Here is a 17,990-nt window from a genome sequence, read left to right on the forward strand (position 1 = left end):
TGCGATCAATGAGTTTCCGAGCGGTTGGGCGTAAAGCTTTCCCACTCGCCGCAGGCGGGGCAATGCCAGAAGAAGGCCCGCGAGCGGAAATTGCAACACTTGCAGCGGTGCACCGTCAGGCGCGCCGCGTGTTTCTGGATCAGGGCACGGGCCACTTCGGCATCCATGCGCCCTTCTGGCGACAGCTCGTCCATCTGTGCTTCGATCAGGCGGTAAACGCCCATCAGATTGGGACGGGCGTGTACCGACTGACGGGCCACTTCCAGCGCCCGCTCCTCGCCTTCGTAGGCTGACAGCTTCTGATACAGCAGGTCGGTCAGCTCCAGTTGCGGGAAAGTCTTCTGGTAACCCTGCAGCAGGGCAATGCCCTCCTGTGGCTTGTCCAGTTTCTCGTAGGCGTCGAACAAGCGCTCGGCCGCCATCGACAAGTATTCGTAATTCTGTTTCTCGATGTTTTGCCATGCCGCAATGGCCGCTTCGATTTTGCCTTCGGCAAATTCGATATCACCCAGAATCAGGCTGGCGCGCACACATTTGCGATTGGCCTGCATGGCCTCGGCTACCAGGGTGCGGGCCGCCGGGTAATTGGAGCGGTACAGCTCCCCCTGCGCCAGTTCGCAGAAAAACTGCGCCACTTCATGCTGGAAGGAATGGGCATCACTGCGCAGTTCCTTGGCGGTTTCAATGGCTTTTTTCCAGTCGCGATCCTGCTGGTAGATATCCAGCAGCTGACGTCGCGCCGCCAGCGCCATATTGCCGCCCAACAGTTTCAGCAAGATTTCTTCGGCGCGATCCACCAGACCGGCCTTGCGGAAATCCTGCGCCAGCTCGTTACGCACGATGTCGCGCTGTTCGGCAGGCAGGTCGGACGATTCCAGCATGCGCTGATGCAGGCGAATGGCGCGGTCGTTCTCGCCGCGTTTGCGATACAGCTTGCCCAATGTCAACTGCAGTTCCGGTGCCGATCCCTGCTGGCGCGACACCTCGGCCAGCGCCTGAGCGGCAATATCCGTCTTGTCGTCCACAAGAGCATCCAGGCCACGGAAAAAGCCGGTGGGCACCGACTTGGCCTGCTTCAATACCGTGCGCATGTCTACTCGCGCGGCCAGCCAGCCCAGACCGAAAAAGGCCGGGAATAACAGCAGCCACCACAAATCCAGTTCCAAAGAATGCTTCCTTCAAGGGGAGTAAGAGGCCGGCCCCGCGCGCATGGTGGCGGGACCTGACAGAACAGGCCTAATCGGCCAGTGCGTCGCTGGGATCGACGGCGACCTTGCTGCTGGGCGGGCGATTACGCAATTCCTTCTTGAGCTGGGACAGCTCCTTGCGCATGCGCAGATAGTAGGAGAAGGTGGCCAGCAATCCGACAGCAGCGCCTGCAGCAAAGAACACCAGCAGGAAGACGATCAGCGGTGCCGACCAGGACTGGCCGAAGAACAGCTTGAACTCGACCATGTGGCTGTTTTGCACGGTGACGGCAATCAGGAAAACCAGCAGGGCCAATTCGATGATACGCACGATGTAGCGCATGCTCTTTACTCGGAGAGGGTTACCGGAGTGCAAGTTTAAACGATAGTGTGCTGCAACCCAAGCCAGAGGAAGGTCAAACAAAGAAAAAGCGCCGCAAAAGCGGCGCTTTGATTTGGCTTGCTAGACCGGGATTCGCAACAATCAGGCCTGGGTCTGCTCCAGCAGGGACAGATCCACCCGTTCGCGCAATTCCTTGCCGGCCTTGAAATGCGGCACATATTTCTCAGGAACCGAGACACTGCTACCTGATTTCGGGTTACGGCCCACACGGGGCGGACGGTAGTTCAGGTCGAAGCTACCGAAGCCGCGGATTTCAATGCGGCTACCCTGTGCCAGGTTGCTGGCCATCGCATCCAGAATGGTTTTGACGGCCAGCTCAGCATCTTTGTAGACCAACTGAGAATTGCGCTCGGCAAGACGTTCTGCCAGCCGCGCGATCAGCTCAGACTTGGTCATGATGCAATTACTCGTTGGAGCCGGACAGCTTGGCCTTCAACAGAGCACCCAGGTTGGTAGTACCAGCCGAAGCGCTGTCAACCGACAGGTTCTTCATGGCGGTGCTGTCTTCCTGAGCATCCTTGGCCTTGATGGACAGGCTGATATTGCGGGACTTGCGATCCACGGCAATGATCACGGCTTCCACTTCTTCGCCATCCTTCAGCAGGGTACGGGCATCTTCCACGCGGTCGCGGGACAGCTCGGAAGCACGCAGGTAGCCTTCAACGTCCATGTCCAGGGCAATTACGGCACCCTTGGCATCAACAGCCTTCACGGTACCCTTGACCAGAGCGCCCTTGTCGTTCATGGCAACGTAGTTGTTGAACGGATCACCTTCCAGTTGCTTGATGCCCAGGGAGATGCGTTCTTTTTCCACGTCGATGGACAGAACAACGGCTTCAACCTCGTCACCCTTCTTGAACTTGCGCACGGCATCTTCGCCGGTTTCGTTCCAGGACAGGTCGGACAGGTGAACCAGGCCATCGATACCGCCCGGCAGGCCAACGAACACACCGAAGTCGGTAATCGACTTGATGGCGCCCTTCAGCTTGTCACCCTTGTGGAAGTTGTCGGCAAACTCGTTCCACGGGTTGGCCAGGCACTGCTTCATGCCCAGGGAGATACGACGACGGTCTTCGTCGATTTCCAGGATCATGACTTCAACTTCGTCACCAACCTGAACGACCTTGGACGGGTGTACGTTCTTGTTGGTCCAGTCCATTTCGGACACGTGTACCAGACCTTCGATGCCTTGTTCGATTTCAACAAATGCGCCGTAGTCGGTCAGGTTGGTTACCTTGCCGAACAGACGGGTGCTGGCCGGGTAGCGACGGGACAGACCAACCCACGGATCTTCGCCCAGTTGCTTCAGGCCCAGGGATACACGGTTCTTCTCTTGGTCGAACTTCAGGACCTTGGCTTCGACTTCGTCGCCAACAGCCAGAACTTCGGACGGGTGCTTCACACGACGCCATGCCAGGTCGGTGATGTGCAGCAGGCCGTCGATACCGCCCAGGTCAACAAACGCACCGTAGTCGGTGATGTTCTTGACGATACCCTTGATAACGGCGCCCTCTTTCAGGGTTTCCAGCAGAGCCTTGCGCTCTTCGCCCAGGGTTTCTTCCAGAACCGAACGACGCGAAACAACCACGTTGTTACGCTTGCGATCCAGCTTGATAACCTTGAATTCGATGTTCTTGTTTTCGTACGGGGTGGTGTCTTTCACCGGACGCACGTCAACCAGGGAACCCGGCAGGAAGGCGCGGATGCCGTTGACCATAACGGTCAGGCCACCCTTGACCTTGCCGCTGATCAGGCCGGACAGGATCTTGCCGGTTTCCAGCGCTTCTTCCAGCTCAACCCATGCAGCCAGACGCTTGGCTTTTTCACGGGACAGCTTGGTTTCGCCAAAACCGTTTTCCAGCGCGTCGATGGCAACAGTCACGAAGTCGCCGATGGCAACTTCAACAACGCCTTCGTCGTTCTTGAATTCTTCGGCCGGAATCAGGGATTCGGATTTCAGGCCGGCATTAACAGTTACGAAGTTGGAATCAACTGCAACGACTTCGGCAGTGATCACCTCGCCCACGCGCATGTCGTGAAGGGTCAGGCTTTCTTCGAACAGCTGGGCAAAGTTTTCCATGGAGAGGGTAGTCATCAAGCTTACTCTCGGTGCACACCTTGCGGCGTGCGGGGTTAGGGTTGAACACAGGGCGCTTCTTGCAGTGCAGCAAGCGTTGCCCCTTAAAAAATCATATGCCGGAGACCTGGGACTGCCCGAAGCGGCGGAGTACCGTTTCGACCGCTTGGTCGATGGTGAGCTCCGTGGTGTCGAGCAGAAAGGCGTCCGGCTCTTGGCGCAGCGGCGCTACCGCCCGGGCCGCATCGCGCGTGTCCCGATCGATAATGTCCTGCAGAATCCGTGGGAGGTTAGCAGATTCCCCCTTGCCGATCAACTGCTTATGGCGGCGGGCCGCACGCTCGTCGGCACTGGCGGTCAAAAAAATCTTGGTCGCTGCCTGCGGAAACACCACCGAACCCATGTCGCGGCCATCGGTCACCAGGCCGGGAAGCACGGCAAAATCACGCTGTCGCTGCAATAGCGCGCTGCGTACCGCCGGCAAGGCGGCCACTCTGGATGCGCCGATGCCGATCTCTTCTGCCCGGATGTCTTCACTGACATCGTTGCCATCCAGCCACACCCGCCCCTGCGCAAAAGCCGCCGGCAAGGTGGCGGCCAGCGCGGCCAATGGCTGTTCGGCATCCCAGGCCACATCGTGCTTGCGCGCATGCAGGGCAAGCAGGCGATAGAGCGAGCCGGAATCAAGATAATGAAAGCCCAGGCGCTGGGCGACGATGGCGGCGACAGTACCCTTGCCGGAAGCGGAAGGGCCGTCGATGGTGATCACGGGAACTGACATGGGCTGGGCTTGCATCCTGTAGCACACGACGACGGCTTGCTCCGTCGTCAAACCGTTGATTTTAGCGCAGTGACCGGGTGGCAGGAACGGCTTTGGCAGGATTTTCTGGCGCAATGCAGCAGAACGAAGCGGCAACACGGCAAGATTGTAGTTTGCACGTTACCCCGCCGGCCTTTACAGTGATAGGCCGCAACGCCCGCCAGCCCTGCCTGCCGCAGCCTGTGCCCGCGTGATGACAATACCCGGACCATTCACGACACCTACAGAGACTCGACGCAACGCCATGGAACAGCTCCGCCTTACTCCGACTCCGCACCTTGCCGGCACCATCAAGCTGCCCGGTTCCAAAAGCATTTCCAATCGCACCCTGCTGCTGGCCGCACTGTCCAGCGGCACCACGCTGGTGCGCGACCTGCTGGATTCGGATGACATCCGTCACATGCTGGCCGCACTGGGTCTGCTGGGTGTCAAGGTCGAGCAGCTGGGCAATAGCCGCGACTTCCGGGTGCAAGGCGTGGGGGGCGAGTTTCCGGTCAAGAGCGCCGACCTGTTTCTGGGCAATGCCGGCACGGCTTTTCGCCCGCTGACCGCCGCACTGGCGCTGATGCAGGGTAATTACCAGTTGTCTGGCGTGGCCCGCATGCATGAGCGGCCGATTGGCGACCTGGTGGACGCCCTGCGCGCCGCCGGCGCAGAGATCAGTTACCGGGGCAATCCGGGCTACCCGCCGCTGGCCATCGGCCCGGCCAGCTTGCGCGCCGGCGAGGTGATTCCGGTCAAGGGCAATGTCTCCAGCCAGTTCCTCACCGCCTTGCTGATGGCGCTGCCGCTGACCGGTGAAACCGTCACCATCGAAGTGGTGGGCGAACTGATTTCCAAACCCTATATAGAGATCACGCTCAACCTGATGGCTCGTTTCGGCGTACAGGTAGAGCGTCAGGGCTGGCAGCGTTTCGTGATTCCGGGTGGCCAGCACTATATTTCGCCGGGCGAAGTCCACGTTGAGGGCGATGCTTCCAGCGCTTCTTACTTCCTGGCCGCCGGCGCACTGGCTGGCGGTCCGGTACGGGTGGAGGGCGTGGGCAACAACAGCATCCAGGGCGATGTGAAGTTTGCCGACACCCTGCGCCAGATGGGTGTGGCCATCACCATGGGGGACAACTGGATCGAAGCCTCTGCCAGCGGCAAGCTCAAGGCGATTGATGTGGACCTGAACCACATCCCGGACGCCGCCATGACCATCGCCATCGCCGCACTGGCTGCGGATGGCACTACCACCCTGCGCAATATCGAAAGCTGGCGCGTCAAGGAAACCGACCGCCTGTCCGCCATGGCCACCGAGCTGCGCAAGGTCGGCGCCACCGTGGAAGAAGGCCAGGACTACATCCGCATCACCCCGCCCGCGCAACTGCTGGCCGATGCCGAGATAGACACTTACGACGATCACCGCATGGCCATGTGTTTCTCGCTGGTTTCCCTGCTGGGGGTGCCGGTGGTCATCAACGATCCCAAATGCGTGGCCAAGACTTTCCCGGACTACTTCGAAGTACTGGCCACACTGCACGACTAAGTAAGCGACATACCGGTTCCACGCCCGCCTTGCGGGCGTTTTTTATTGCCAATACCGCACAAAAAACACAATATATAGCAATCAAAAAATCAAAGCATACAAGAAGATGAGCAATCTTTACGCTATCCGCCGCGACTTCATGCAGCAATTCGACCTGCCCGCCCCCGCCACTCCCGGCCTCTACCGCGACACCCTGCCGATGTGGGAAACCATGCTGCAAGAAGAAATGGCCGAATTCCTGCATGCGCTGCAAGAATTCAAGCAATCAGCCAGCTGCGACCCGCAAGAACAAGTACGCCGCATGGCCGAGCTGACCGCCGAGGGCGTGGATGTGCTGAACGTGCTGACCGGCCTGCTGCTATCGCAAGGCATGCCGCTGGAAGCCATGACCGAGGCCATTCATCAGGCCAATCTGCGCAAGCAGATTGATGGCAAGGTAGTGCGCCGTGCTGATGGCAAGGTACTGAAACCGGCAGGCTGGCAGCCGGCAGACAAGTGCGGCGTCATTCGCGCTGCCTTGCAGCATGACAAGAGCACGGCGCAAGATTAAGTCTGGTTTAAGACTGGCTGACTATGCTGCGGCCAGATCAAACCAGACACCCCCCACGCTGAAGGGACCATCATGCTGAAAAACTCACAACACAGTTACGGCCGTCTGGCCCGTGCCTTTCACTGGCTGAGCGCACTGGCTGTCATCGCGGCGCTGGCCTTTATCGAATTCAAGGACATCGCCCCCAAGGGCAGCCCGCTGCGTGACTTGCTGAAATCCGGCCATTTCCAGGCTGGCATCATCGTCTTGCTGCTGGTGCTGCCGCGCCTGTTGTGGCGACTGGCCAACCGGGTACCGGACATCACCCCGGCACCACAACCGGCCGCCATGCTGCTGGCGCATGCCGCACACTGGCTGCTGTATGGCCTGATGCTGGTGCTGCCCCTGCTGGGCATCGCCATCGTGCAGGGTAATGGCAAGGATGTGGTGTTGCTGGGTAGCACGCTGCCGGTCTTGTTCAATGTCGGCAAGGAAACCGCCCACAACCTCAAGGACATTCACGAAGCGCTGGGCAATCTGCTGCTGTGGCTGGCCATCTTCCATGCCGCCGCCGCGGTGTGGCATCACCGCTTCGTCAAGGATGACACCCTCACCCGCCTGACCGGGCCGCTGCGCCCCTGAGCGGCATCCGCCTTCACTCGCGACAAGCCGGCCTGGCCGGCTTGTACGGTGAATGCCGCTTCTAGCGTAAATCGCGCTGCCACAGCGACAACAACAGGGCCAGGCCGGCCAGTGCCGCCAGCGACAGCAAGGCATGGTCACAGGCAATCAATACCGTCTGCTGGGTCACTTGCGCAGACAGATGCGCCAGGCTCGTCGCATCCACCGCCTCTCCCCACTGTCGCAGTGTCACCCCATCCAGCCGCCCCAGCAGCGCCAGCCGCGCCTGGGCCTCGCCCGCTTGCAATTGCAAGGTGGCCAGGCCGGTGCCCATGGCCCCGGCCAGTTCACGCATGATGTTCTTCAGCTGATAGGCATGGGCAAAGTCTTCGACCTGCACCTCGGCATAGGTCATGGCGGCAATCTGCAAGACCGACAGCACCGGCACCAGACCGTGCAGCAAGATGGCTGGCAGTACGCTGGACAGTGCAGCGCCTGGCATGGCCGCAGCGGCCAGCCACAGACAGCACAGGGCCAGCAAGGCAAAACCGATGGCCAGTACATGGTGTCGACGGTTCAGCCAGCGGCTGGCATACAGATAGACCAGCGCCATCGCCACCGTCACCATGCCACCCAGGCTGATGACCTGGCCGGTGGTGACAAAATCAAAGCCCAGCCCGCGTTGCAGCAAGGTGGACAAGAGGTAGGACCAGATGCCGTTGCCCAGGTAATACAGGGCATAGAAGGCCAGACCCATCAGATAGCGGCGGCGCAGTAGCGCATGCAGCTGCAACCAGGGATCGGGATGGGTGTGACTGCGCCGCCAGGCCAGCCCCAGCAACAGCACCCCTCCAGCCAGGGCCAGCCACATGCCGGGCCGGGCCGCAAAGCGCAAAAAACGCAAATCCTCCAGCGTATGCAACACCAGCAAGGCCCCCAACCCCAGCGCTGCCACCGCCACCCAGTCCAGCTGCCCGGCCTGGGCACGGGTGGGCGCACCGGCATGCCGGGGATAACTGATTTGTACCAACAGCAACAACACGGGAACCAAACCGGCCTGTAACCAGAAAATCGCCTGCCAGCCCCAATCCTCCACCAGCAGGGCGGACAACCATGGCGCCATGCCGGACAGGGAAAACAGGCCCAGCAAAAAGCCATACATCAATGGCTTGCGTTCCTTGGGCTGCGCTACCAGCTGCAGCAGGATGCGCGAGGCAGTAAACAAGCCGCCGCCACCCAAGCCCTGAAACAGCCGCGCCACGGTCAGGCTGGTGATGCCCTCGGCCAGGGCGCAGCCCACACTGCCGGCCATGAACAGCAGCAAGGCCCACTCGGTATAACGCCGGTAACTGATCAGCGTGGCAAAGCGCCCCAGCAAGAGATTGACCAGCACCGCGCCCACGGCAAAGCTGGTCAGCGCCCACAGGTACTCTTGCGGCGCGGCAGCCACCCCGCCCTGAATGGCCCCGCCCGCCACCCCCATCATGCTGACGGCGACAAAGTCGGCCCCGGTGACCAGGCCCAGCGTCAGGCCGAACAGCCGTACCTGCCAGGGACGGCACTCGGGGTGGGCTTGCAATAACACGGGATAGGCATTCATGCGGCAAGGGGCTTTGTGGGTGGATGGATCGCGCTGACTATAAAGACCATGTTATTTTGAATAAACCGTCAAAATTGAAATGATTATTCAATGTCACGTACAAACGACTGGAATGATTGGTATCTGTTTAATTGCGTGGCGCAGTTGGGCAGCTTCAGCCGGGCGGCCGAACGACTGCAACTGCCCAAATCGACAGTCAGCACCAGTCTGGCCCGCCTGGAAGAAAAACTGGGCAGCCGCTTGCTGGAGCGCAGCACCCGCCGCCTGCGCCTGACAGAGGCCGGCTTTCATTTACTGGAAGAAATCAGCCCGCTGTTTGCCCGGCTGGAAGATGTAGCCGACCACTTGCAAGGCCAGACCGAAGCACCACTCAGGGGCACGCTGCGCATTGCCGCGCCGTACGAGTTCGCCAGCCTGCACCTGAGCCCGGTGCTGTGCGACATCATGCAGGCGCATCCGGAGCTGCATATCGAAGTGGATGTCATCAGCAACCAGACCGACCCACTGAGCAGCGGCCACGACCTGAGCTTTGTCATGACCAGCCAGCCCTTGCCCGACTCAAACCTGCTGGGCAAGCGCCTGTACACCCTGCAACAGGGTCTGTTTGCGGCACCGGCCTTGCTGGCTGCACGCGGTCAGCCGCAACACCCGTCAGCCCTGGAGGATTGGCCGCTACTGGGCGCGGCCAGCGCCCTGCCCTGGCACATGCGGCATGCAGATGGCACAACATTCACCCTGCAACAGGGCCTGCACCTGCAAACGGCCAATGCCGGGCTGCGACTGCAAGCCGCCATTGCCGGACGCGGAGTGTGCCTGGTGTCCTGCAATTTTGCCGCTACGGCGCTGGCGGCCGGACAGCTGCAACGCATCCTCACCGACTGGACGCTGCCGCCACTGAAAACCTATGCCCTCGTACCCAATCGCAGCTTGCACCCCACCAAGACCCGGCTGTTGCTCGACGGGCTGGAGCGGCATTTTGCGGCGACAGCGCAGCAAGCAGTGCAAACCCGTAGCCGCTGACGGCAAGAAAAAAGGACGTCTCCCGACGTCCTCAGTAGCGGTCAATGCGGGCAGCAATCAGCGCCCTGCACCATCCGGCCCGGCGTCCGCTGCCAGGTTGTGCGCGGTGGAACCACGGGCAATCAGCCTTCCGGACAGCACCACCTTGCGTGCGCTGCGCGCAGGGTCTTCCAGCCGCTCCAGCAGCATCTTCATGGCGGTGCGGCCAATGTCGTACACCGGCTGCTCGATTACCGTCAGGCCGGGGCCGGCCAGTTCGGTCCAGTTGTCATTGTCAAACCCGGCCAGTGCCAGCTGTGCCGGAATACTCACGCCCGCCGCCCGCGCCCCGCGCAACATGCCCAGCAGCACCAGGCCGTTACTGGCAATCAGTGCTTCCGGCTGCGCCGGTTCGCGCAGCCAGTCGCGCACGGCCTGCTCGGCCGCTTCCGGCGTGGGGGCAATAAAGCGTGCCTCGGCCTGCAAGCCATGTCGCTGCATGGCGGCCACCACTCCGGCATGACGCTCGGCCCCGGTGGTACTGGTATTGCCAAACAGGCCGCCGATGCGGCGATAGCCCTGCGCCAGCAAATGCTCCACCAGCAGGCTGGCGGCTTCGGCATTGTCCAGCACCACGGCATCGGCATGACCGGGCGGTGCGGCACGGTCGATCAGCACCACCGGAAAGCCCAGTTGCTGTGGGTCCAGCTTCTGCGCCGTGGCACGGGTGGGGGCGAAAATCACTCCGGTGACCCGCTCTTCCTGCATCAGCCGCAGATACATGGCTTCCTTTTGCGGGTTTTCGTCGGTATTGCACAGGATGACGCGCATGCCTACGGCGTAGGCCGCATCCTCCACGGCGCGGCTGACCGCGGTAAAGAAGGGGTTGCGGATGTCCGACACGATCAGCCCGATGGTGTGGCTGTGCTGCGAGCGCAAGCGCCGTGCCGACAGATTGGGCAGATAGCCGGTGGCAGCCACGGCGGCTTCCACTTTCTTGCGGAGTTCATCGCTGACCGGGCCATCGCCCAGCGCACGTGACACCGTGGCGACCGAAACACCGGCAGCCCGGGCAACATCCTTGATGCGTACGGTCATTTTGCAATCGTTTTCAGTCAGATTGTCGTGATCCTGCATCAAGTCAAAATGCTTTGCAAGCCATTAATTACAAGGATGATCAGCAAGCTGCATGTTGTTTGATCAAGATGATCCACGATCAATATTGACAGGTGTTGTGTAATCGATTTCAATGCCATCAACGCAACGCCAGACAATAGCCAGCACAGCCCCTTGTTGGGTGCAATGCAGCAAAATAACAGTACCAGGAGACCACTCCCGATGTCGCACGAACTGATCCATCCGGAACTGATTTGCCTTGCCACGGCCCCGGCCAACAAGGAAGAGGCCATCCGCCAGGCCGGCCAGCTGCTGGCCCGCGCTGGCTGCATCGACGCCGCCTATATCGACAGCCTGCTGGCCCGCGAAGCCGTGGCCAACACCTTTCTGGGCCATGGCGTGGCCATTCCGCACGGCATGGTGGAAGACCGCCACCTGATCAAGCGCACTGGCATTGCCATCCTGCAGATTCCGCAGGGGCTGGAGTGGAATCCGGGACAAACCACCCACCTGCTGTTTGCCATTGCCGCCCAGTCGGACGAACACATCCAGCTGCTGCGCCGCCTCACCCGCCTGCTGCAGGACGAAGCCCGCCTGCAGCAGCTGTTTGCCACCAGCAACCCGCAAGAGCTGATCGCCGCCCTGTCCGACAGCGCCGCCGCACCGGCTGCGCCGCAACAAGCCGCTGGCGATCTGGCAGAAAAATTTGAATGGGTGGTGGACTACCCCAACGGCCTGCATGCCCGTCCGGCCACTGCCTGGGTGGAAACCGCCCGCCAGTACGCGTCACAGGTACAAGTGCGTCATGGTCACCATGTGGCCGACGCCAAGAACATGATTTCCCTGCTGCAACTGGGCCTGCAACGCGGCGACCGGCTGGTGGTCTCCGCCGAAGGCAGCGATGCCACCGCCCTGCTGCAAGCCCTGCAAGGGGTGATGACCCGCCTGACCGCGCAGGAACAGACCGACGCCGCGCTGGCCGCACAAAAAGCCCAGGCCCAGCGTAGCGAACACAACTGGCAGCCGCCGGGCCACCCGCTGGAAGTGGCTGGCATCAGCGCCAGCCCCGGCCTGGCCATCGGTCAGGTACATGTGCTGACCCACGGCCTGCCCGCCATTCCCGATCACCCGCTGTCCCTGGCCGAAGCCGGTGACAAACTGCATGCCGCGCTGGCCGATACCCGCGCCGAACTGGCCAAGCTGGCCGAAGACACCGCCCAGCGCCTGGGTAATGCCGAAGCCGCCATTTTCAAGGCGCAGGCCGAGCTGTTGAGCGATACCGACCTGATCACCCTGTCCTGCCAGCTGATGGTGGAAGGCCATGGCGTGGCCTGGTCCTGGCATCAGGCCGTGGAACGCCTGGCCGACCGGCTGGCCGCGCTGGGCAACCAGCTGCTGGCCGCCCGTGCGGCCGACCTGCGCGACGTGGGCCGCCGCGTGCTGGGCAAGATCGACCCCAGCCTGCAAGCCACCACCCTGGCCGAACTGCCGGACAACTGCATTCTGCTGGCCAGCGACCTGTCGCCGTCCGATACCGCCGGGCTGGATACCGCCAAAGTGGTCGGCCTGGCCACCGCCCAGGGCGGACCCACTTCGCATACCGCCATTCTGGCGCGCACCCTCGGCCTGCCGGCGCTGGTTGCCGGTGGCCCCGGCCTGCTCGGCGTGGCCAATGGCACCCCGGCCATTCTGGATGGCCAGAGCGGCCGGCTTTACCTGAGCCCGAGCGAACTTGACCTCAAGTCCGCCCGCGACTGGATGGCACAGCAAAACGCACGCAAGGCACGCGAGGAAGAACAACGCAGCCTGCCGGCCCAAACCCGCGATGGCCATAGCGTGGAAGTGGCGGCCAACGTCAACCGCCCGGACCAGGTGGCCGCCGCCATTGCCGCCGGTGCCGAAGGCGTGGGCCTGATGCGTACCGAATTCCTGTTCCTGGAACGGGACACCAGCCCGGATGAAGAAGAACAGTTCGCCACCTACCAGGCCATGCTGCAGGCACTGGAAGGCCGGCCGCTGATCGTGCGTACGCTGGATATCGGCGGCGACAAGCAGGTGCCCTACCTCAACCTGCCGCACGAGGAAAACCCCTTCCTCGGCATGCGTGGCGCCCGTCTGCTGCTGCGCCGCCGCGACCTGCTGGAACCGCAGCTGCGCGCGCTGTACCGCGCCGCGCGTGGCGGCCAACCGCTGTCCATCATGTTCCCGATGATTACCTCGCTAAAGGAAATCACCCGCCTGAAGGGCCTGTGTGAAGGCATCCGCCGCGAGCTGAACGCCCCGGTGGTGCCGATCGGCATCATGGTGGAAGTCCCCGCTGCCGCCACACTGGCCGACAAGCTGGCCGAACATGTGGACTTCTTCTCCATCGGCACCAACGACCTCACCCAGTACGCGCTGGCCATCGACCGTCAGCACCCGGAACTGGCCGCCGAAGCCGACAGCCTGCACCCGGCGGTGCTGCGCCTGATCCAGCAGACCGTGCAGGGCGCCGCCCAGCATGGCCGCTGGGTGGGCGTGTGCGGTGGCATTGCCGGCGACCCCTTCGGTGCCGCCCTGCTCACCGGTCTGGGCGTGAACGAACTGTCGATGAGCCCGCGCGATGTGGCCAGTGTCAAGGCCCGCCTGCGTGGCAGCGACTTTGCCAAGCTGGCCGAACTGGCCCGCCAGGCAGTGGATTGCGATAGCGCCGAAGAAGTGCGCGCCTTGCAGAGCCTGCTGTCATGAACAGTCCGCTGATCACCATCACCCTGAACCCGGCCATCGACCAGACCGTCTGCGTACAGAATTTTCAGCCCGGCAGCGTCAATCTGGCGCTGTCCAGCAGCAGCAATGCCGGCGGCAAGGGCGTGAACGTAGCCAGTTGCCTGGCCGACTGGGGGCTGCCGGTGCTGGCCACCGGCCTGCTGGGCCGTAATAACAGCGAAGCGTTTGAAGCGCTGTTCAAGGACAAGGGCATTGCCGACCGCTTCATCCGTGTGCCGGGTGACACCCGCGTCAACATCAAGCTGTCCGACCTGGCCAATGCCAGCACCACCGACATCAACCTGCCGGGTTTGAGCGTGGGTGAGGCGCAATGGGAACGCCTGCTCACCCTGCTGGCGGCTGACGTCAATCCGGGCAGCCAGATCGTGCTGGCCGGCAGCCTGCCACAAGGACTGGAGCCGGAACGCCTGCCGGTGCTGATTGGCAAGCTGCGCCAATGGGGCGCGCATGTGCTGCTGGATAGCAGCGGTGCCGCGCTGGCCACGGCACTGGCCGCGCCCCGCGCCAGCCTGCCGGACTGCATCAAGCCCAATCGCCACGAACTGGAACAATGGGCTGGCCGAGCGCTACCCACCCTGGACGACGTGCTGGCCTGCGCCCGCCAGTTGCAACAGGCCGGCGTGGCCGAGGTGGTAGTGTCGCTGGGCGAACAAGGCGCGCTGTTTGTACTGGAGGACGGCCCGGCCCTGCTGGCCCGCCTGCCGGTACAGAACCCGCTGAGCACCGTCGGTGCCGGTGATGCACTGGTGGCCGGCCTCAGCGCCGCACGCCATCAGCGGCTGGCCGGTGAAGAGCGCGCCCGGCTGGCCGTGGCCTTTGCCACCGCCAAGCTGGCCCGCATCGGCCCCCACCTGCCGGAACGCGCAGAGGTGGAACAACTGGCACGGCAAGTGGAAATCCAGACCTTGCCATAAACCATCATGCTGCGGGCGGGCAACGCTCACCCACCCTCGCCACGCGGCAGATCATCAGCAAAGCAACAACAACAGGCAGACATAACAGGAGAAAGACAATGGCAAACCTGCTGGCAGTAATTGCCGCTCCGGATCGCAGCACCCAGGCCATGTTGGCCGGTGAGGCCCTGCGTCAGGCAGCAAGCAAGCTGAAACACAAGATCGATGTGGAAATCCATACCGCACAAGGCGTGCAACAGCCGCTGGGCGCCAGTGCCATTGCCGACGCTGACGCCGTGCTGCTGATTGGCGAAGCCGCGGCACAGGATGTGCGCTTTGCCAATAGCCACACCCTGCTCAGCTCGCTGGAAGCGGTGCTGGCTGATGCCGAAGGCCAGCTCAAGGCCAGCCTGAGCGCCCAGACTGCCAGCAGCGCGTTGCGCATTGTCGGCATCACATCCTGCCCCACCGGCATTGCCCACACCTTCATGGCGGCCGAAGGGCTGAGCCAGGCGGCACAGAAACTGGGCCACAGCATCCGCGTGGAAACCCAGGGCTCGGTCGGCGCACAGGACACGCTGACGGCAGATGAAATCCGTCTGGCCGATGTGGTGATCATCGCCGCCGACACCCAGGTGGACCTGTCGCGCTTTGTCGGCAAGCGTTTGTTCTCCAGCGGCACCAAACCGGCCATCAACGATGGTGAAAACCTGGTACGCCGTGCCATTGCCGAAGCCCAGCCGCATGGTGCCAGTCAGGCTGCCAGCAGCCAGGCCACCGCCGGCACCGCTTCCGCCAGCAGCGCCCAGAGCGAACAGCGCAGCGGCCCCTACAAGCACCTGATGACCGGTGTGTCCTTCATGCTGCCCTTTGTTACCGCTGGCGGCATCATGATTGCGCTGGCCTTTGCGTTGGGCGGCATTTATGCCTTTGACGACGCGCACAAGGGCACGCTGGCCTGGGCCTTGTTCCAGATTGGTGCCAAGTCGGCCTTTGCGCTGATGGTGCCGATTCTGGCCGGTTATATTTCCTACTCCATTGCCAACCGTCCGGGCATCGCCCCCGGCATGGTGGGTGGCATGCTGGCCGCCAGCCTGGGTTCCGGCTTTCTGGGTGGCATTGCCGCCGGTTTCATCGCCGGTTACGGCACCGACTTCCTCAACAAGAAAATCCAGCTGGGTCGTAATCTGGATGGCCTGAAGCCGGTACTGATCCTGCCGGTGCTGGGTTCGCTGCTGGTGGGCCTGTTGATGATTTACGTCATCGGCACGCCGGTGGCCGCGGTACTGGCCATGCTGACCGATGCCCTCAAGAGCATGCAGGGCAGCAGCGCCTTGCTGCTGGGTGCCATCCTGGGCGCGATGATGGCCTTTGACATGGGCGGCCCGGTCAACAAGGCAGCCTATGCCTTTGCCACCGGCCTGATTGCCAGCCAGGTCTACACCCCGATGGCTGCCGTGATGGCTGCCGGCATGACCCCGCCGCTGGGCATCGCCCTGGCCACCAAGCTGTTTGCCGACCGCTTTACCAGCGACGAGCGCGAAGCGGGCAAGGCTGCTGCCGTACTGGGCATTTCCTTCATCAGTGAAGGGGCGATTCCGTTTGCCGCCCGCGACCCGCTGCGGGTGATTCCGTCGCTGATGGTGGGCTCGGCGGTGACCGGTGCCATCTCCATGGCCATGGGCGTGGAGCTGAAAGTGCCGCACGGTGGCGTGTTCGTACTGCCCATCCCCAATGCGGTGACCCATCTGGGTTCCTATCTGGTGGCGCTGGTGGTGGGTACGGTGCTCACCGCCGTGATGCTGCGCCTGCTGAAAAAACCACTGGCACAGTAAACCCCTTAGGCCGGCAAACCACAGCAGAGGGTAGCCGGCTTACAGATTTCTCTCTCTCGGCCAACTCCTGTGCGGGTTGGCATTTTTTTGTCCGTCACCTCGCAAATCTCAGGATAGAAAACGAAATTTCCAGACCAGGATGACCAGGGCCGCGCATGGCAGCGCTGCTATGGTAGAGCCCATCCCCGCCGCGGCTGGCAAGCTTGTGCCAAGCCCGGCTCACTCTGGAGAACCACCACATGTCAGCCCCTGCCCTGTCCGCCGCCGATGTCAAGCTGGGCCTGCGTGAAAAAGCAGGCTACGGACTGGGCGACATGGCGTCCAATCTGTCGTTTGGTGCCGTGTCGCTGTTCCTGCTGTTTTTCTACACCAATATCTTTGGCCTGAGCGCCGGCGAAGCCAGCCTGATCTTTCTGGTCGCCCGCATCATCGATGCCCTGTTCAACATCCTGCTCGGTTACGCCATCGACCGGACCCACAGCCGCCATGGCAAGCTGCGGCCCTATCTGCTGTATGGCGCACTGCCACTGGGGGTGCTGACCGTGCTGTGTTTCAGCACGCCGGACACCAGCTACAAATTCGCCTATGCCCTGGTCAGCTATACCGTGTACTGCCTGGCCTACACCACGGTGAACACGCCCTATTCGGCCATGAACAATATGCTGACCCAGCACGCCATGTCGCGCGCCTCGCTGTCGGTCTATCGCATGGTGTTTGCCACCCTGGGCTATTTTGTGGTGTCGGTGTATGCCGAGCAGCTGATCCGCCGCTTTGCCGACCCGCGTACCGGCTACCAGCTCACCATCGCGCTGTTCGCCGGGCTGGCCACCCTGCTGTTCTACGCCTGCTTTGCCCTGACCAGGGAACGCATCCTTCAGGATCAGGATGCCGCCCCCGGCGTGCGCCAGATGGTGCAGGCCATCACCGGCAACCGGCCCTTGTTCCACCTGTCCATGTTCACGGTATTCAGCTATATCGCCTACAGCGTGTGGATGGCCGCCGCCATTTACTACATCAACTATGTACTGCGCGATGCAGCCTATGCCGCCAGCTTTTTCGCCATCCAGACCGTGGCCAATCTGGTCGGCACCATCGCTTCGGAACCGCTGATTGCCCGTTTCGGCAAAAAGAGACTGACCCTGCTCACCCTGGGCGCCGGCACGTTGGCGCTGGCCTGTCAGTACTGGCTGGCGGGCGACAGCCGGCTGGCCATCATGGCCTGCGTCTGCGTGTACAGCGCCGCCATGGGCAGCATCTTTGTCTGCATGTACGCCATGCTGGCCGACACGGTGGAATACGCCGAGTGGCAACACCATGTGCGTACCGAGGGGGCCATCTATGGCTATTTCAACTTCATCACCAAGGTGGCCATGGCCATTGCCGGCGGCCTGGCCGGGCTGATCCTGCAATATGCCGGCTACGATGCCGCGCATATCACGGCGCGGGCGCAAGACTGGATCGCGCTGATGATGACGCTGATTCCCGCGGCCATGTTCGTGCTGGCGCTGCTGTTCATGCTGCGCTACCAGCTGGATGAAGACAGCTATCTGCGCATGGTGGGCCAGATCGAAGCGCGCAAGCAGCCCGCTGCCGCTCAGCCACAGGAGTCCTGA

15 protein-coding genes are annotated in these 17,990 nt (G+C 62.3%); 8 read left to right on the top strand and 7 right to left on the bottom strand.

The genetic code is table 11. The features are described 5' to 3' along the window. Positions 1–5: 5 nt before the first annotated feature. The 5 genes from lapB to cmk form a co-directional block, all read right to left on the bottom strand. Positions 6–1,166 (bottom strand): lipopolysaccharide assembly protein LapB, encoded by a 1,161-nt coding sequence (gene lapB / locus DFR38_RS08515; RefSeq protein ID WP_059285882.1) that lies wholly within the window; start codon positions 1,164–1,166, stop codon positions 6–8. Positions 1,167–1,236: 70 nt separating this feature from the next. Next, positions 1,237–1,530 carry a LapA family protein gene (locus DFR38_RS08520; RefSeq protein ID WP_059285883.1) on the bottom strand — a complete coding sequence of 98 codons (294 nt, stop codon included), beginning with the start codon at positions 1,528–1,530 and terminating at the stop codon, positions 1,237–1,239. A gap of 141 nt (positions 1,531–1,671) precedes the next feature. Continuing rightward, positions 1,672–1,986 (bottom strand): integration host factor subunit beta, encoded by a 315-nt coding sequence (locus DFR38_RS08525; RefSeq protein ID WP_045846200.1) that lies wholly within the window; start codon positions 1,984–1,986, stop codon positions 1,672–1,674. Positions 1,987–1,993: 7 nt separating this feature from the next. Beyond that, on the bottom strand, positions 1,994–3,685 hold the full coding sequence (gene rpsA / locus DFR38_RS08530) for a 30S ribosomal protein S1 (RefSeq protein ID WP_110313272.1): 1,692 nt from the start codon (positions 3,683–3,685) through the stop codon (positions 1,994–1,996). 94 nt (positions 3,686–3,779) lie between these two features. After that, on the bottom strand, positions 3,780–4,448 hold the full coding sequence (gene cmk / locus DFR38_RS08535) for a (d)CMP kinase (protein ID WP_059285891.1): 669 nt from the start codon (positions 4,446–4,448) through the stop codon (positions 3,780–3,782). Between the two features lie 283 nt (positions 4,449–4,731). Here cmk and aroA point away from each other — a divergent pair, with 283 nt between their 5' ends. The 3 genes from aroA (at position 4,732) to DFR38_RS08550 (ending at position 7,189) form a co-directional block, all read left to right on the top strand. Next, on the top strand, positions 4,732–6,018 hold the full coding sequence (aroA, locus tag DFR38_RS08540; protein ID WP_059285885.1) for a 3-phosphoshikimate 1-carboxyvinyltransferase: 1,287 nt from the start codon (positions 4,732–4,734) through the stop codon (positions 6,016–6,018). Between the two features lie 106 nt (positions 6,019–6,124). After that, positions 6,125–6,568: a pyrophosphohydrolase domain-containing protein gene (locus tag DFR38_RS08545; RefSeq protein WP_059285886.1), complete on the top strand. Its 444-nt coding sequence runs from the start codon at positions 6,125–6,127 to the stop codon at positions 6,566–6,568. 72 nt (positions 6,569–6,640) lie between these two features. Then, entirely contained in the window at positions 6,641–7,189 is a 549-nt protein-coding gene (locus DFR38_RS08550; RefSeq protein WP_059285887.1) for a cytochrome b, read from the top strand. A gap of 61 nt (positions 7,190–7,250) precedes the next feature. Here the strand turns inward: DFR38_RS08550 and DFR38_RS08555 are convergent, their stop codons facing one another. Then, positions 7,251–8,768, bottom strand: a complete 1,518-nt coding sequence (locus DFR38_RS08555) for an MFS transporter (protein WP_059285888.1) — start codon at positions 8,766–8,768, stop codon at positions 7,251–7,253. A gap of 90 nt (positions 8,769–8,858) precedes the next feature. Between DFR38_RS08555 and DFR38_RS08560 the strand changes: the two genes are divergently transcribed. Then, complete coding sequence (locus DFR38_RS08560; RefSeq protein ID WP_082693430.1) at positions 8,859–9,788, top strand: LysR family transcriptional regulator; 930 nt, start codon at positions 8,859–8,861, stop codon at positions 9,786–9,788. Between the two features lie 57 nt (positions 9,789–9,845). Here the strand turns inward: DFR38_RS08560 and DFR38_RS08565 are convergent, their stop codons facing one another. Beyond that, positions 9,846–10,865, bottom strand: coding sequence for a LacI family DNA-binding transcriptional regulator (locus tag DFR38_RS08565; RefSeq protein WP_110313287.1), 1,020 nt, complete (start codon positions 10,863–10,865; stop codon positions 9,846–9,848). A 240-nt stretch (positions 10,866–11,105) separates the two neighbouring features. Between DFR38_RS08565 and ptsP the strand changes: the two genes are divergently transcribed. From ptsP to DFR38_RS08585, 4 genes are all read left to right on the top strand, one after another. Then, a complete protein-coding gene (gene ptsP, locus DFR38_RS08570) occupies positions 11,106–13,610 on the top strand; it encodes a phosphoenolpyruvate--protein phosphotransferase (RefSeq protein ID WP_110313273.1) in 2,505 nt (834 codons plus the stop codon). Beyond that, on the top strand, positions 13,607–14,563 hold the full coding sequence (pfkB, locus tag DFR38_RS08575) for a 1-phosphofructokinase (protein WP_110313274.1): 957 nt from the start codon (positions 13,607–13,609) through the stop codon (positions 14,561–14,563). The genes ptsP and pfkB overlap by 4 nt, the downstream gene beginning before the upstream one ends. Before the next feature lie 98 nt (positions 14,564–14,661). Further along, the gene (locus tag DFR38_RS08580; RefSeq protein WP_110313275.1) at positions 14,662–16,377 is read left to right on the top strand and encodes a PTS fructose transporter subunit IIBC; all 1,716 of its coding nucleotides are present in this window, start codon (positions 14,662–14,664) and stop codon (positions 16,375–16,377) included. Between the two features lie 239 nt (positions 16,378–16,616). After that, positions 16,617–17,990, top strand: a complete 1,374-nt coding sequence (locus DFR38_RS08585) for an MFS transporter (RefSeq protein ID WP_059285726.1) — start codon at positions 16,617–16,619, stop codon at positions 17,988–17,990.

This window comes from Aquitalea magnusonii, from assembly GCF_003202035.1.
Lineage (GTDB): Bacteria > Pseudomonadota > Gammaproteobacteria > Burkholderiales > Chromobacteriaceae > Aquitalea > Aquitalea magnusonii.

What these genes read in the sequence shown, in the direction of transcription:
- DFR38_RS08520 (WP_059285883.1), bottom strand. Translation starts at nt 1,530, where the DNA reads ATGCGCTACATCGTGCGTATCATCGAATTGGCCCTGCTGGTTTTCCTG.
- DFR38_RS08525 (WP_045846200.1), bottom strand. Translation starts at nt 1,986, where the DNA reads ATGACCAAGTCTGAGCTGATCGCGCGGCTGGCAGAACGTCTTGCCGAG.
- rpsA (WP_110313272.1), bottom strand. Translation starts at nt 3,685, where the DNA reads ATGACTACCCTCTCCATGGAAAACTTTGCCCAGCTGTTCGAAGAAAGC.
- cmk (WP_059285891.1), bottom strand. Translation starts at nt 4,448, where the DNA reads ATGTCAGTTCCCGTGATCACCATCGACGGCCCTTCCGCTTCCGGCAAG.
- aroA (WP_059285885.1), top strand. Translation starts at nt 4,732, where the DNA reads ATGGAACAGCTCCGCCTTACTCCGACTCCGCACCTTGCCGGCACCATC.
- DFR38_RS08545 (WP_059285886.1), top strand. Translation starts at nt 6,125, where the DNA reads ATGAGCAATCTTTACGCTATCCGCCGCGACTTCATGCAGCAATTCGAC.
- DFR38_RS08550 (WP_059285887.1), top strand. Translation starts at nt 6,641, where the DNA reads ATGCTGAAAAACTCACAACACAGTTACGGCCGTCTGGCCCGTGCCTTT.
- DFR38_RS08555 (WP_059285888.1), bottom strand. Translation starts at nt 8,768, where the DNA reads ATGAATGCCTATCCCGTGTTATTGCAAGCCCACCCCGAGTGCCGTCCC.
- DFR38_RS08560 (WP_082693430.1), top strand. Translation starts at nt 8,859, where the DNA reads ATGTCACGTACAAACGACTGGAATGATTGGTATCTGTTTAATTGCGTG.
- DFR38_RS08565 (WP_110313287.1), bottom strand. Translation starts at nt 10,865, where the DNA reads ATGACCGTACGCATCAAGGATGTTGCCCGGGCTGCCGGTGTTTCGGTC.
- ptsP (WP_110313273.1), top strand. Translation starts at nt 11,106, where the DNA reads ATGTCGCACGAACTGATCCATCCGGAACTGATTTGCCTTGCCACGGCC.
- pfkB (WP_110313274.1), top strand. Translation starts at nt 13,607, where the DNA reads ATGAACAGTCCGCTGATCACCATCACCCTGAACCCGGCCATCGACCAG.
- DFR38_RS08580 (WP_110313275.1), top strand. Translation starts at nt 14,662, where the DNA reads ATGGCAAACCTGCTGGCAGTAATTGCCGCTCCGGATCGCAGCACCCAG.
- DFR38_RS08585 (WP_059285726.1), top strand. Translation starts at nt 16,617, where the DNA reads ATGTCAGCCCCTGCCCTGTCCGCCGCCGATGTCAAGCTGGGCCTGCGT.